Below are 13143 nucleotides of genomic sequence, written 5' to 3'. Positions count from 1 at the left end.
CTGCGGCCCGCCAGCCAGCGGTTCAAGGCATCAGTCGACGTCGACCCGTCGGACCTGCGCCAGCCAGTCCTCGAGGTTGTAGTAACGGGTGATCCGCGTGATGCGTCCGTCGGATACCTCGAAGAACGCACCGCCGGGCAACACGTAGGTCTGCCCCTGGGCCAGTGGGCGACCTTCGTCGGTGGCCTTGTACACGCCATGCACCATGTACTCGGCGGCGGCGCGAGTGCCCGCCTCGTTGGCCATCACCACCACGTTCCGGAGCTCTTCGGCATAGCTGGCGGACGTGCGGTCGAGGTAAGCGGCAAAGCGGTCGCGACCGACCTGCCGCCCCTCCTGGTTGATGTCATGCACGACCTTCTCGTCGAGAAGCGCCAGCATGCCGTTCCAGTCGCCGCGGTTGAAGGCGTCGCAGTAGCGGCGGATCAGGTCGATCGTGTCGTTCATCGGGTCGCTCAGTAGATGATGACGGAACGGATGGCCTTGCCCTCGTGCATGAGGTCGAAGGCACGGTTGATGTCTTCGAGGCCCATCGTATACGTGATCATCGGGTCGATCTTGATCTCGCCACCCATGTAGCGATCCACGTAGCCCGGCAACTGGCTGCGTCCCTTCACGCCGCCAAAGGCCGAGCCGCGCCAGACGCGACCGGTCACGAGTTGGAACGGCCGCGTGCGGATCTCCTGCCCTGCACCCGCCACGCCAATGATGACCGACTCGCCCCAGCCCTTGTGGCAGCACTCGAGCGCCGCGCGCATCACATCCACGTTGCCGATGCATTCGAACGAGTAATCCACACCGCCGTCGGTGAGGTCCACGATGACCTGCTGGATCGGTGTGTCGGGGTAGTCGCGAGGGTTCACGCAATCGGTGGCGCCCAGCATCCGCGCCATCTCGAACTTGGACGGGTTGGTGTCCACGACCACGATGCGCCCGGCCTTCGCCATCACGGCGCCCTGCACCACGGACAGGCCGATGCCGCCCATGCCGAACACGGCCACGGTCGCGCCTGGCTCCACCTTCGCCGTGTTGAGCACCGCACCGATGCCGGTGGTGATGCCGCAGCCGAGCAGGCAAACCTTCTCGAGCGGAGCGTCCTTGTTGATCTTCGCCAGGGAGATCTCCGGCAGCACCGTGTATTCGCTGAAGGTGCTGGTGCCCATGTAATGCAGGATGGGCTTGCCGCCCAGCGAGAAGCGCGAGGTGCCGTCCGGCATCAGGCCCTGGCCCTGGGTGACGCGAATCTTCTGGCAAAGGTTGGTCTTCCCCGAGCGGCAGAACTTGCACTCGCCGCATTCGGGCGTATAGAGCGGGATCACGTGGTCGCCGGGCTTGAGCGAGGTGACACCTTCGCCCACTTCCTCGACGATGCCGCCGCCCTCGTGACCGAGAATCACGGGGAACGCGCCTTCCGGGTCATCGCCGGACAAGGTGTAGGCGTCGGTATGGCACACGCCCGTGGCCACGATGCGAACGAGCACTTCTCCCGCCTTCGGACCCTGGACGTCGATCTCTTCGATGGACAACGGCTTGCCTGCTTCCCAGGCGACGGCGGCGCGAGACTTCATGATTCGAGGGTTCCTCTTGGCGTGGCTTCCGGCGACGGATGCGCCGGGCGGACCCTGGATTCTAGCCCGCCTGATGGCCGTGGACGCCCCTCGCCGGTCCGTTCAGGACCATACGCTGGCGGATGCAGCCTGTTTGAGTTAAACTAGGGTTAACGGATACGTGCCGTACGGCGAACGAAAGGCGACAGTAAGGGTCCGATAGAGGCTGCCGATGGCAGCGATTGCGAATTCCTTTGAACCTTTTGCTTACAAACGCTGTCGAACCTTTTGTTGCTTGGAAGCCCTTGTAATGCTGCGGGCAGCCCATAAGAAAGGGGCGTAGGAAACTCGTTAGTTCAGAAATTAGGCCCTTGGGGGGCGTGACGAAAGACTAACGAACCCATTGTTCACCAAACGAAACGGACCAATCGCCCGGCGCGACTTCTTCGGAAGGTATCGGGAGCGTAAGGTCCTCGCCACGCCAGAGACCGGCGGCGTCGGCGCCAGAGATTGATACATCCGGTCGATACGGACTGGGAGACATAACAAATGAACGAACTTCGTAACGAATACGGCATCTCGACCTTCGAATACTCCGCTGGCTACCGCCTCGCGGAAGCCAATGGCGGGTTCGACCTGTTTGGCGGCGAGATGGATGGTTACGACTGGCTGGGCGAAGTGGCCAGCCGACTGAGCGGCGACGCGGTCTAAGCCCTGCTCCACATGAAAGGCCCGCCTTCACGGCGGGCCTTCGTTCGTCAGGACGCCTTGCGTGTCCTCGTCCTTGCCGCCTTCTTCGCAGCGGCCTTTCTTCCTGACGCACCTTTTGTGCGAGCAGCCTTCTTGGCGGCGCTCGATCGGCTCGACGCCGTGCGTTTCGACGCGGCCTTTCGGCCTTGAGCTGACAAAGCCCGCGTGGACGCTGCCGAGCGCCCTTCACGCTTCAGCGCCTTTGTGGTCGCCCTGGATCGGGCCGAAGACTTCGCTGCAGATGTCTTTCTCGCGCTAGCCTTTTTCGGCGTGGCTCGCTTGGAAGTTGCACGCTTGGCAGTCGTGCGCTTCGTACTCGACTTCCGCGCAGCCGTCCGCTTCACGGTGGCCTTCTTCGCCGTCGTTTTTTTTGCCGACGATTTCCGGGCCGTCGCCCCGCCCGCTCGCTTGCGCGTGGCGGATTTCTTCGCCGCCGTGCCGGACGAACGCTTCTTCGACGCCGCGCGGCTGTCCTGCGCCGCCTTCTTCTTCGTTGCCTTGCTCGCTGTCTTCGAGGGCTTGGCCTTCACGCCCGCGCGTCGTGCCTTCGATAACCCGATGGCGATGGCCTGCTTGGCGGAACGCGCGCCGTGCTTGCCCTCGCGTACGTGTTCGATCTCTTCATGCACGAATTCACCGGCCTGGGTCGAGGCCGACTTTCCTTCGCGCTTGTCTTTCTTCGCTCTAGCGACGGTTTTCTTCTCAGGCATGAGCGGGCTCCTCTGCGCAGTGGATCAGGGGACACGAATCGCCAAGGCTTCCGGCGTCTCCCTTGGCGGCTCGCCCTCGCCGTCTGGCTGATCGGGATGCTGCGGCGGGGCCTGCGGCTGCTCCTTCGACGGCTCCGTGTCGGGCATCTCGGGCGTCGGACGTGCGGGTTGCTCTTCGGGGATGACCGGCGAATGGCCGGGCGACTCGGGTACGTTGGGACTCTGCATGGTCAGCGAGAAACCTGATGTCGGTGGTCGATGAGACTGCGCGGCCATCTGTGATACGCGCGTCTTCCCCGCGTCATCGGCCACGGACGAGCATGTGCCGTACGCACTGCAATTCAGCTTGAGTGAGATGTCGTGAAACACCGCGGACGTCCGCTTCACGCATGCATGAGCCCTGCAAGGCGTAAACAGGTGCCACTGCGATGACGCAGCAACAGCGAGGAAACCATCATGGACAAGAACCGCACCGAAGGTATGAAGCACGAGGTCAAGGGCGCCGTGAAGGAAGCCGTGGGCAAGGTAACGGGCAACCACACGAAGGAAGCCGCCGGCAAGATCGAGAAGAACGCCGGTAAGATCCAGAACGAAGTAGGTAAGGCCGCTGATCACGCCCGCGACGAGAATCGCAAGCACTGAGTGTTTACGAGCCTCCGATCCTCAGGATCGGAGGCTCGTCACTTTCTGGCTGCCGTCAGGGGGGCGCCGTTGCCAGCGACTCTCGCCGGGCGAGAAACCAGGCGCGCAATCGACGATTCATCGGTTCCGAAAAACCACGGGCAACCCACGTCCCCACGATCCACGACAACAGCACCGTAGGCGGATACCAGATCCATGCCTGAGTGCCGTCCGTGCCGGTAGCACGCGCGATGCCCACCCATGTGAACACCACGAACATGTGCGTCAGATAGATTTCGTAACTGGCCTTGCCCATGCGTTGCAGCCAGCCGAAACCACGCCACGTGCTTCCCCGCTCCGCCGAAGCAAGCACGAGGCACACTGCGGCACCCACGAGCACGAGCATGTAGCCGTCGTGCAGCATCCGCCATAACCAACCGCCCGAGAACATCACCGCCGCGAGTGCGACGGTGCCGATCACGGCCAATAAGACGCGTTTTGCCAATGAGCCCTCGCCCCATCGTGCACGCGCCATCGCCGCGAGCACCCCGGCGGCGATCGCGCTCATGCCAGGCAGGTACGCCTTCTCCTGCCAGATCTCGTTGTCGACGATGGCAGCACGTGTGAACGGCAAGGACAGCACCAGCAAGACCAGAAGCGGCGTGAACCAGCGTGTGCGCCCGAGCGTGAGGCACAGCAGCGGAAACGCGAGATAGAACACCTCTTCCACCGACAACGACCAGAGCACGTCCCACCCGCCTGGAAGCCAACCGGTGCGACCTTCGTAAACGTTGAGCGTAAAGGTAAGCGCGGAGGCCGTTGCACCCATCGGCGATTGCCGCGTGCTGTCGATAACGTAGTTCGGTACCGCCAACACGTGGCACGTCAGCAGCAGCGCCAGAAGCGCCAGCAGGCAAGGCAGGATGCGCGCCGCACGACGCGCATAGAACCCGCGCCAATCGATGGCGCGTAGCGCGCCATCGCGTTCGAGGGTGTGGCGTGTAATCAGAAATCCCGAGATCACGAAGAAAACGAAGACCGCTTCGTAGCCGTTGTAGATCAGCCCCTTCAACAAGGGTATCGGCAAGATGTGCGCCGCGTCGGTCTTGTGCAGCGGCAAGCGCAGGCCGAGATGGTGGACAACGACAAGCAGAATGCTCAGCCCGCGCAGCAGATCGATGCCGGAGCTACGCGGAAGAGTCGGATCGGGCATGACGGGGCGTCCTTCGAGTCCCCGCAAGGATATCGGGATTTTCTCGGTTCTAACGATCTTGGCCCGCCCGTTATTACCTCGCGGCTACGCCGCTTTGTGGGTTTCTCGCCGCTATAGCGGCTCCCACAATGTCCCGGCGACTTGATGTGGCGTTGCGGTTATCCCCGATCGCCAGCAGGCTGGCTCCCACCAATCTGGGTCCCGCACCGAAGCAGCGGCCCGCTTTGGTGGGAGCCAGCCTGCTGGCGATCGGGGCGCGACGCTCAGGTGCAGCCGCGCACCAGGGCGATCAGGATCAGGACGGGAATGGGCACGCCAAGGATCCAGAGCAGCACGTAGCCGATACCGCCTCGCTGCTTATTGCCCGGTTGCGGTGTATTTTCTTCGTTCATGCGAAATCCCTCCTCGGTGGATGCATGAGCGAGGGTGGGATCTGTTCCGTGGACCGTACGTGACAGCAACGCCACGATCGGATTCGCACGCCGGCATAACGGCTCGCACGCATTCCCTTGACCGACCCACGCGAAAACTCCAGGCATGCATAGGGAATCGCCCATGAACCGTTCGCGCTATTACGCTCTGGTTGCCCTTATCGTCGCGTTGGTGGCGATCTTCGTCGTCGGCGCCATTCATCGCGGCGGCCCCGCAGGCGACGTACCCGACGATGGCGAGCGCGCGCCTTCGGCGCAGCCGGCCTCGCGCTAGGCTGGCTCGCTCTCCGGTACCGGATGCGCGGCGTCATGGACCGCCGCGGCGCGCTGCATGGCGACGAGGAAATCCGTGCCGTAACGCATCACGAAGGGCGCCACCGTGCCCGGCATGAGGCCACCGGGCCACGGGGCTACTATCGGTTCCTTCATCGGGTCGGTCATGCAATGCCCCCACCGAAACGGGCGGAGCGAACGAAGAACATGCGAAGACGAAGCGTGAATCGACGTGCCATGGCCGTGACGGCCCCCTGTGGTGTTCCCCCAAGAAGCCGTAACTAAAGCAAAAAGCCGGCCACGTCAATGCCTCCGCTAGAGCTTCACCCTCACACCGACCGTGAAGAACCGTCCGACCACACCGTTCTGCGCATAGGTCGGGTTGTAGTTGAGTGCGGCGTAGTTCAGCGGATCGAACGGCGCCTTCTTGTCGAACACGTTCATGATCGAGCCCGTGATCGCCACCTTGTCATTGAGGTCGTAGCGCCCCGTCAGATCGAAGTCGGTAAACGAGCCCATGCGGCAACTGGCCGGCACGTTCGCCCCCGTGTCCGTATTGGTCGAGAAACATCCCGTGGTGACATCGGGCGCCGTGAGCTTGAGTCCGCTGGTGTAGTACAGCGTGCCGGTAATCGTCGTCTTGCCGAACTGGATGCTGTTTGCCCACGAACCGCGATAGCGCGGTGTGCCCGCCCCCGACGACAACCCATATGGGCCGTGCGTCCCCACAAACTGCAGCCGCGTGCCGTCCTCCAGCGTCAACCGCCAGCCGATGATCTTCGTGAGATTGAGTTCGCTCGTGAATCGCACGCTCTCGCTGACATCGTGGCCGGCTTTCAGGTTGAGGTCCACACCCTTGGTCTCCAGCGCGTTCTGGTTGACGTAGGGGGCTGCCACTACCAGCGGTCGCGGCAGCGCGTCCGGCGCCGCCGGATCGGGAACGTCCTGCACGATCGCCGATCCTGCCGGCAGCGGCTGGCCGGCGTAATAGGCGTCCAGCACGGCGCTGGCACTCTGCTGCGCGATCACACCGGTCTTCTTGATCCGGTAATAGTCGAGCGACGCGCTCAGATCGGGCGTCGGCTGATAAAGCACGCCGAAGGTCCAACTCTTGGAACGCTCAGGTTTGATGTTCGGATTCGCCCGGGTGAGGAAACCCAACCCATAGGGCTGCACGTAACCGCTGTTGCCATGCGCCGCCTGGAAATCCGCAGGCGGCGTATACGTCGCAAAGCCCTCGGCCTCGCTCGATCCGTTCTCCGCGAAACTCGGCGCACGAAAACCCTTTGAGAACGTACCGCGGAAGGCCAGCGTGTCGATGGGCTTCCATTTGATGCCGAGCTTCGGCGAGAAGTTGTTGCCGAAGTCGGAGTAATGATCGAAGCGACCGGACACGTCCACTTCCAGCGACTCCAGGAACGGCGCGTCCAGTTCCGCGTAGACGCCTGACACCGTGCGATCGCCTTTCACGTGGGCAATGCCAAGGCCCTGCGCCGCGAGGTTCGGGTTGAGGTCGGGGTCGTCCTGCTCCTCGTGGCGCACGTCGATGCCGGCGGCCAGGCCAAGCGAGCCGCCCGCCAGGTCGAGCAGCGGCCGCGTCACGCGAAAGTCGAACGATTGCAGATCGCTGGTGGAGGTCTTCTTCAAGGGCGGCGAGAGCGCCGCAAGCAGGGCGCGAGAGTTCGCTCGCGGGTCGAGGAAGTTGTACGTGCCGTTCGTCACCGCGTCGATGAGACGGTCGTAGTTGAGAAAGCCCGACAGACGCGTGTCGAGCGACGAGTGATTGAACACCAGGGCCGTGTCGTAACCCCACTCGCCCCAATACCCGGTCATCCCACCGACGATGCGCAGGTTGTGGTTGTCGTTCTCGCCGTTGGCAAGCGCACCGGGAAACGCGTAGTTGATGAGCGCCGCCTTGCCCTCGGCGGCAAACGGGTTGTTGGGATTGAGAGAGCCATCAGGCAGCATTGCCGGCAAAGCGATCGAGTTGGTATTGCGCGGCGTGCCCGCCTGGATCTGCGCCGGAGGTCCTGGGAAGGTCGTCTTCACCTCGTAGTAGCTCGCCGCGAGATAAGCCTTGCTGCGATCGGAGAGCTGGAGAGTGAAGCGCCCGTACAGTCCGCGCCGATCGGTAGTCGGCTGGATCGCTGTATAGCGCGCGAAGTTCTGCGCGCAATAACTGCCGGGGTTCGCGGGATCGTCGCTCACCAACGTACCCTGGGCGCCGCAGGGCACCAGCGGCTGAGATAGCGCACCGGGATCGGCGACGCCCGAGGTGACGTCACCCGGCCGCGACAACGTACCCGGCGTCACCGTGCCGTAGATCGACCCCGAGTTCTGCGACGGCTGCCCGCCGATGAGGTTGTTGCCTCCGCTACGTCGCGTGTCCGCCGTGTTGTACGGATAGCCGCGCTGGCGGTTGAGAATGTCGTCGTCACGCTGGTATTCGGCGCTGAAGTAAGCGTTCCAACCATCCTTCTTGAGGTCGCCGCCACCGAACAGCACGGTCGCGCGCCGGGTCGTGCCACCGCCATGCTGCGAGGTACCGACATCCGCCGTGAACTCGGTGCCGCGAAAACCGGGACGCAGGATGATGTTGACCACGCCTGCAATGGCGTCGGCACCGTACAGCGACGACGCGCCGTCCTTCAGCACCTCGATGCGCTCGATGGCGTTCGACGGAATCGTGTTGAGATCGACGAAGGAGCGTTGACCGTCGTCAGCCAGCGGATAGTTGGCCGCGCGCCGTCCATCGATCAGCACCAGGGTCGAGTTCACGGTCAGGCCGCGCAGGGCTACGCCGGACGAGCCCGTGGCGAAGCCGGCGGTGAACGACGAAGGGATCGAACCACTGTTGTCTGCCGATACCGCACGCACCACGTCGGAGACGGTGGTGAGGCCGCTCTTCTGGATCTGTTCGGCCGATATCGTCGTGACGGGTGATGGCGTCTCCACATCGATGCGTGGAAGTGCCGAGCCCGTCACCGTGATGGTCTGCAGGTCGGTGGTCTTTTCCTGGGGCGCTGGGGCAACGGGCGCATCCTGCGCAGCCACGCCGCTGGTCAGGGCGGCGGCAATGGACAAAGCGAGGCCGTGGCGCCGAAGCGCCATGAGGGGTGTCGTCTTCATTGTGAGTCTCCGAAGCCTTAGGGGAGTGGGGCTGGGACTTCGCGGTCGTCCGCAAACGAAAACGTTTCGTTCACAGGGCCGCAATGAAAACGTACGCCGGCTTAAGCAGGCGCACCATCGGCCATTCGGAATATCTTACGGAGCGGAAAAATGCACGATAGGTGGCACGAGCTATGCTTCATACCGTGACGCGCGCCGAACCTTGCGCGGCGCGCTCGGTGAGTTCGCCCTACACTTCCCCGGGGTCGAAGCCCTCACGCTCCTTCATCAGCCGGCGCGCGGCTTCGATGCCAAGCTGCATGCCTTCGGCGCAGGCGTCCTCTTCGTTCTCGTGCAACGTGGTGCAGAGCTTTTCCTGCACTTCTTCGCCGTCTTCGCTGATCACGTATTTACCGCGCCAGCGTCCTGGCTTGGCGACGTAGCAAGAACCTTCTACGTCGAAGTAACCGATCTTTCGATGCGTCATAGGTGGGATGGTCCTCCGTGTTCCTCCCCATGGTATGCATCGCGCATCAAGACCATGTGCAGCGCCAGGGATGTTCTACAGCAACCCGCTGACCGGCCGCTTGGCGTTGGATTCGAATTCGCGCCAGATGCCGTCGGCGCCCTCGACCGACACCAGTACTTGCACGCCTTGCTGCGCGCCTATCAGTTTCGATTGCTGCACTGCATAAGCGATGGCAGCGATGCGCGTCTCGAAATTTTCTGTGGGAACGCCGTTCACCTGCACGTGCCAAAGGCCGGCTACATCCGGATGAAAGGAGATGTCATAGATCACCATGGCCATGGAAGAAGGTGGATAACCTCGCAGGCATAGGGGCCGCCGACCCGGTAGGGGGCCGCCACATCTTGGGACGGAGAGATTATCTGCTCGGCGCTGCGCTGCCAATGCGAAGCGGTACAGGCATTGTCTTCACAAAGACATCACGCCATGCCGCGGCGTATCGCCATGGAAAAGTCGTCCGCCGGCCCGGTCGCCTTCGCTCGATCAGTGATCCGCCCCACACGGCGCCACTCGTCCACGCTGTGGCGCGGGTCCAGCGCGCCGTTGTCAGCTAGATACTCCGGCAGGTACCCCGTCAGCAGCAGGCGAAGATCGAAAGGCAGGCCACCATCGATACGCTTGGCCATCCGGTAGACGATGGTGGTGCAGTTCGACGTGACCGTGTTGTAGAACCGCGGCGAGCGAGCGAGGCCGTTCGCGGCATCGACATAGGACAGAAACAACGAACGCGTCGCCTCTGGAGTGATCCGCAACGGGAAGATGTAAGCATCCTCGCCACGCACGTTGGTCCGCACGCGGACGATGTCGCGCTCGTCCGCCGCCACCAGCACCAGTTCGAACTGGCGGAAGAAGCCGCCGATTTCCGAGAAGGCCTCCCCGCGCTTGCGACGGATCTCCACCGAGAACACGAGATGTTCTCCATCGTCGAAACCGAACGAAAGCATGGCATGGGCGATGGCCTCGCCCGACCAATAGGAAAGAATCGCGTCTGCACCGACGAGTCGATCGAGATCGTACTCGCGGGTTTCCCAATGCGCGTCGTAATCGTCGTCGGTGCGCCACTGGAAGTGGCGCACGTCGTGCATCAGCACGCGGGAGCCGGTCACCTCGGCCGAGGGCAAGCGCGCTACGTCATCGGCCCAGGCACGGTCGTTGCGCGGTCGAAGCGACGCCCACCAACCAAGTAGAACGACGTGGGCGGCGACGAATGCGAGCGGCGCCCAGGCGGACCGCCAGCCCAGCCACGCGATCCATGCGACGAGGCACCCCGACGACCACGCCCCTGCGACCACGAAACGGACCGGCCGAGGGCCGGGAAAGCGGAACGCCAACGCGAGGGCGCCCCAGGCGCCCGAGACGAAAAGCAGAATCGCGGCGAGCAGTCCGGCAGCACCGCGCACCCACATGCGACGCCGCTTCATGCGTGAGAACCCGGGGGTAAAGGAAAGGGATAGGAAGGCATGCCGCGAAGCGTCGCCTGTGGACGGCCGGAACGCAAACGTTTCGACATCCTTTTGACGTTTGGACAACAGCGATTGCATGCCCGCAAGTCAACACTGATCGCCCATCCCCAGCCCGGCTGCGTACGCCATGCGCATCGACGACACGCGTTACCCGGGCGACGAGTTCGGCGGCACCTATGGCCGCCGTGGCTCCTACGAAAGCGCGTTCAAGCGCTGTGCGTGGACTGCCGCGCTTCGCGAATCGCCGTTTCCAGTTGTGTGGCGCTATACGGTTTCAGGACCAGCGGCGCGCGATAGTGCGGGGGAATATCGACGAGCATGGAACCCGTCGCCAGTACATAGGGAATGCCCCGGCGCTTAAGCTCGTCGAGCGCTGGATACGCCATGACGCCTTGCAACTCGAGATCGACGACCGCCACGTCGCAGGGCTCCGCATGCGCGGCACGAATCGCGTCCTCCACGGAGTCGACGCATGCGGTAACGCGGTAACCGAGTCGTTCGACCAGCAAATCGGCGAGGGCCGACGCAAGACCCGAATGGTCCTCGAACACGATTGCTCTGGGTGAGGCTGTCATACCCATGAAGAAGCCCCGCGATCAACGTGACAGAGTGGACAACCTACTACCCTTTGCATGCCGCGGCCATAGTGAAGTCGATAACTCCACGTTATATAGGGCGGATATTTCCGTCATAAAGCATCTCGCCGCCATCACAACCCTGCCAGGTTCGCTCCGGCGAATTCACCACAGATCGTGCTTGCGCAAGGTCTCCAAGAGCCGGCGCGACGCAAAGGTCAGAAGCTTCCGGCGCGCATAGGTATGCCAGGCCAGCCAGGTAAGCAGCTTGTCGTTCCACTTGTCCGTCGCCACGCGATAAAGCGCATCCAGCCGCCTCTTGATCGGCGGCAGAAGGCTGGCTGGATCGAAAGCACCCTTTGGCCACGGCGGCAGCGTGTCCTCGCGTTGCTCGGGGTGGCACTCCGCCACCAGCGGAATGACGGGCGCATGCAGCACTCCGTCGCGCACGCGAAGGTAATGGGCCATGGCCGGATCGGCAGCCCACTCCGCGACGATGGGATTGTTGGCAGGCACCAGAAAATGTTCGGCAAGAAAGCGCTGCGCGTTGCGCCGACCGAGGAGAAAATCGTGGCGTCGGTAGGCTTCCGCGAAGAACCCGGAAAACCCACCCAACGCACCCGCCGCCAGGGCGCGCCCGCCGAGCCAGCGTTCGCTGCCATCGACGCAAGGCCGCGTCGGTGCAATGAGGAAGCGACTGTAGACCGCATCGTCCATCGCCAGCGCAATTTCCCGTGGCTTGAAACGGGCCTGCTGCTTCCATGACGCAAACAAGGCCGATAGCGCTTCCACGACGTTGATCGATGCGGCGAACTCCGGCCCCAGATCGTCCGGTTCCGGGAACGGATCGACCATGAGCACGATGCGATTCACCTGGTCGCCGCGACGCGGGTTGCGACCCAAGGTGCCTGCCAGCTCCGTGCGGGCGAGTTCGAACGGCTCGTTATCCATCGCGCCCCCGTCGACGCCGACGAAGCGATACGTGGCGCCGTGGCCGTCCGATGCATCACGCTGCGGCGCGATCGGTACGACGCGCGACACGCCGAGTTCGTCCGGCACGACCACGCTGCGCTGCATGTAATCGCTCCAGCGCCGCTCCACCTCGCGATAGCGCAGGCCGCCAGGAAACGCCGAAGACGCCAGCGCGGCATTCATGATGGCAGTCCATCCACCGTCGGGGAGCCGCTTGGGATGCGCTACGTAGAGATCGTCGGGATATTGCCAGACGCGATCGTAAGCACCCTGCCCCATGTCCACCGCAAAGCGCAGGTAATCCTCGTGCGCGATCATGCTGTGACCCGCTTCCACCTCGTCGCCCGCAAACGGCACCGCGTATGGCACGCCACGCAGATTCGTGACGGTGAACACGAGCTTGAGCGGATTGGCGATATAAGGACGGGCGCGAGGCGCCGTTTCGTAATGCAGCACGCGATCGCCAATCTCGTCGAGGCGGCGCGTATTGAGCAGCGACGCGATCGGCAGGTTCTTGTCCGCCAGATCGTCCGTATCGAGAAACCCCTCGATGTCGACGCGCTTGACCCACACGTCGTAGAACGGATTGGCTGCTGCGTCCTCCTCCGTCTGCGCGGCATGCACATGCGGAAAGGCATAAGGCAGCACCACGGCGGATATCACGCCATTGATGCTGCCAGCCGATGCGCCGGAGATGTCGCGCAGAAGCACGTCGTGTGTCGGCACCGGCAGCCCGCGCTCTTTCGCCGCGTACCAATGTTCCAGGGCTTCGTAGAAAAAATCGAGCACCCCTGCCGCATAGGCACCGCCGCTGACGGCACCCGCCAGCGCAAGGCCCAGCTCGAACGTGTACGCGCGCGGCGGCGGCGTAATTTCAGGATGCGCCAGCGGCAGGTCGGTATCAGGCATGCCCGCTCCCATCGACAGATGAGCGCATTATGGCCGCGCAGACGT

General features: G+C 63.4%; 15 protein-coding genes and 1 pseudogene. 3 read left to right on the top strand and 13 right to left on the bottom strand.

Annotation, left to right across the window (positions count from 1 at the left end):
- Positions 1-30: 30 nt before the first annotated feature.
- Together BT115_RS00795 and BT115_RS00790 are read right to left on the bottom strand one after the other, a co-directional pair.
- Entirely contained in the window at positions 31-447 is a 417-nt protein-coding gene (locus BT115_RS00795; protein ID WP_072320667.1) for a ketosteroid isomerase-related protein, read from the bottom strand.
- Positions 448-455: 8 nt separating this feature from the next.
- Entirely contained in the window at positions 456-1568 is a 1113-nt protein-coding gene (locus tag BT115_RS00790; protein ID WP_072320666.1) for an S-(hydroxymethyl)glutathione dehydrogenase/class III alcohol dehydrogenase, read from the bottom strand.
- A gap of 528 nt (positions 1569-2096) precedes the next feature.
- On the opposite strand from BT115_RS00790, the gene BT115_RS18590 reads away from it, so the two are divergent.
- Positions 2097-2258: a hypothetical protein gene (locus tag BT115_RS18590; protein ID WP_177257338.1), complete on the top strand. Its 162-nt coding sequence runs from the start codon at positions 2097-2099 to the stop codon at positions 2256-2258.
- Positions 2259-2509: 251 nt separating this feature from the next.
- Here BT115_RS18590 and BT115_RS18795 read toward each other — a convergent pair.
- Both BT115_RS18795 and BT115_RS18790 read right to left on the bottom strand, forming a co-directional pair.
- A pseudogene (locus tag BT115_RS18795) lies at positions 2510-3007 on the bottom strand (DNA-binding protein); the annotation flags it as partial.
- 24 nt (positions 3008-3031) lie between these two features.
- Positions 3032-3235 carry a hypothetical protein gene (locus tag BT115_RS18790; protein WP_143144423.1) on the bottom strand — a complete coding sequence of 68 codons (204 nt, stop codon included), beginning with the start codon at positions 3233-3235 and terminating at the stop codon, positions 3032-3034.
- A 228-nt stretch (positions 3236-3463) separates the two neighbouring features.
- Here BT115_RS18790 and BT115_RS00780 point away from each other — a divergent pair, with 228 nt between their 5' ends.
- Positions 3464-3649 (top strand): CsbD family protein, encoded by a 186-nt coding sequence (locus BT115_RS00780; protein WP_072320664.1) that lies wholly within the window; start codon positions 3464-3466, stop codon positions 3647-3649.
- Between the two features lie 55 nt (positions 3650-3704).
- On the opposite strand, the gene BT115_RS00775 is transcribed toward BT115_RS00780, so the two are convergent.
- Together BT115_RS00775 and BT115_RS18785 are read right to left on the bottom strand one after the other, a co-directional pair.
- Complete coding sequence (locus tag BT115_RS00775) at positions 3705-4841, bottom strand: acyltransferase family protein (protein ID WP_072320663.1); 1137 nt, start codon at positions 4839-4841, stop codon at positions 3705-3707.
- 263 nt (positions 4842-5104) lie between these two features.
- Complete coding sequence (locus BT115_RS18785) at positions 5105-5233, bottom strand: hypothetical protein (RefSeq protein ID WP_255369334.1); 129 nt, start codon at positions 5231-5233, stop codon at positions 5105-5107.
- Positions 5234-5396: 163 nt separating this feature from the next.
- Between BT115_RS18785 and BT115_RS18580 the strand changes: the two genes are divergently transcribed.
- Complete coding sequence (locus BT115_RS18580) at positions 5397-5546, top strand: hypothetical protein (RefSeq protein ID WP_177257336.1); 150 nt, start codon at positions 5397-5399, stop codon at positions 5544-5546.
- On the opposite strand, the gene BT115_RS18575 is transcribed toward BT115_RS18580, so the two are convergent.
- From BT115_RS18575 to BT115_RS00745, 7 genes are all read right to left on the bottom strand, one after another.
- Positions 5543-5713: a hypothetical protein gene (locus BT115_RS18575; protein ID WP_177257335.1), complete on the bottom strand. Its 171-nt coding sequence runs from the start codon at positions 5711-5713 to the stop codon at positions 5543-5545. The genes BT115_RS18580 and BT115_RS18575 overlap by 4 nt on opposite strands.
- A 147-nt stretch (positions 5714-5860) precedes the next feature.
- Positions 5861-8674 (bottom strand): TonB-dependent receptor plug domain-containing protein, encoded by a 2814-nt coding sequence (locus tag BT115_RS00770; RefSeq protein WP_072320662.1) that lies wholly within the window; start codon positions 8672-8674, stop codon positions 5861-5863.
- 229 nt (positions 8675-8903) lie between these two features.
- The gene (locus BT115_RS00765) at positions 8904-9140 is read right to left on the bottom strand and encodes a hypothetical protein (protein ID WP_072320661.1); all 237 of its coding nucleotides are present in this window, start codon (positions 9138-9140) and stop codon (positions 8904-8906) included.
- A gap of 75 nt (positions 9141-9215) precedes the next feature.
- A complete protein-coding gene (locus BT115_RS00760; protein WP_072320660.1) occupies positions 9216-9461 on the bottom strand; it encodes a DUF2188 domain-containing protein in 246 nt (81 codons plus the stop codon).
- 137 nt (positions 9462-9598) lie between these two features.
- Positions 9599-10600 (bottom strand): Lnb N-terminal periplasmic domain-containing protein, encoded by a 1002-nt coding sequence (locus tag BT115_RS00755; protein WP_083527217.1) that lies wholly within the window; start codon positions 10598-10600, stop codon positions 9599-9601.
- A 248-nt stretch (positions 10601-10848) separates the two neighbouring features.
- On the bottom strand, positions 10849-11193 hold the full coding sequence (locus BT115_RS00750) for a response regulator (protein ID WP_177257334.1): 345 nt from the start codon (positions 11191-11193) through the stop codon (positions 10849-10851).
- A 189-nt stretch (positions 11194-11382) separates the two neighbouring features.
- Positions 11383-13098, bottom strand: coding sequence for a patatin-like phospholipase family protein (locus BT115_RS00745; RefSeq protein ID WP_072320657.1), 1716 nt, complete (start codon positions 13096-13098; stop codon positions 11383-11385).
- Between the last annotated feature and the right edge of the window lie 45 nt (positions 13099-13143).

The sequence above is a fragment of the Luteibacter sp. UNCMF366Tsu5.1 genome, from assembly GCF_900119235.1.
GTDB classification, from domain to species: domain Bacteria; phylum Pseudomonadota; class Gammaproteobacteria; order Xanthomonadales; family Rhodanobacteraceae; genus Luteibacter; species Luteibacter flocculans.
The sequence above is the reverse complement of the archived record's forward strand: the minus strand, read 5'-3'. Positions and strand labels throughout refer to the sequence as shown.

Excerpts from the sequence above, each read along its gene's own strand:
- BT115_RS00765 (WP_072320661.1), bottom strand. The coding sequence starts at position 9,140 with ATGACGCATCGAAAGATCGGTTACTTCGACGTAGAAGGTTCTTGCTAC.
- BT115_RS18590 (WP_177257338.1), top strand. The coding sequence starts at position 2,097 with ATGAACGAACTTCGTAACGAATACGGCATCTCGACCTTCGAATACTCC.
- BT115_RS00745 (WP_072320657.1), bottom strand. The coding sequence starts at position 13,098 with ATGCCTGATACCGACCTGCCGCTGGCGCATCCTGAAATTACGCCGCCG.
- BT115_RS00770 (WP_072320662.1), bottom strand. The coding sequence starts at position 8,674 with ATGAAGACGACACCCCTCATGGCGCTTCGGCGCCACGGCCTCGCTTTG.
- BT115_RS18785 (WP_255369334.1), bottom strand. The coding sequence starts at position 5,233 with ATGAACGAAGAAAATACACCGCAACCGGGCAATAAGCAGCGAGGCGGT.
- BT115_RS18575 (WP_177257335.1), bottom strand. The coding sequence starts at position 5,713 with ATGACCGACCCGATGAAGGAACCGATAGTAGCCCCGTGGCCCGGTGGC.
- BT115_RS00790 (WP_072320666.1), bottom strand. The coding sequence starts at position 1,568 with ATGAAGTCTCGCGCCGCCGTCGCCTGGGAAGCAGGCAAGCCGTTGTCC.
- BT115_RS00795 (WP_072320667.1), bottom strand. The coding sequence starts at position 447 with ATGAACGACACGATCGACCTGATCCGCCGCTACTGCGACGCCTTCAAC.
- BT115_RS00760 (WP_072320660.1), bottom strand. The coding sequence starts at position 9,461 with ATGGCCATGGTGATCTATGACATCTCCTTTCATCCGGATGTAGCCGGC.
- BT115_RS18580 (WP_177257336.1), top strand. The coding sequence starts at position 5,397 with ATGAACCGTTCGCGCTATTACGCTCTGGTTGCCCTTATCGTCGCGTTG.
- BT115_RS00755 (WP_083527217.1), bottom strand. The coding sequence starts at position 10,600 with ATGAAGCGGCGTCGCATGTGGGTGCGCGGTGCTGCCGGACTGCTCGCC.
- BT115_RS00780 (WP_072320664.1), top strand. The coding sequence starts at position 3,464 with ATGGACAAGAACCGCACCGAAGGTATGAAGCACGAGGTCAAGGGCGCC.
- BT115_RS00775 (WP_072320663.1), bottom strand. The coding sequence starts at position 4,841 with ATGCCCGATCCGACTCTTCCGCGTAGCTCCGGCATCGATCTGCTGCGC.
- BT115_RS18790 (WP_143144423.1), bottom strand. The coding sequence starts at position 3,235 with ATGCAGAGTCCCAACGTACCCGAGTCGCCCGGCCATTCGCCGGTCATC.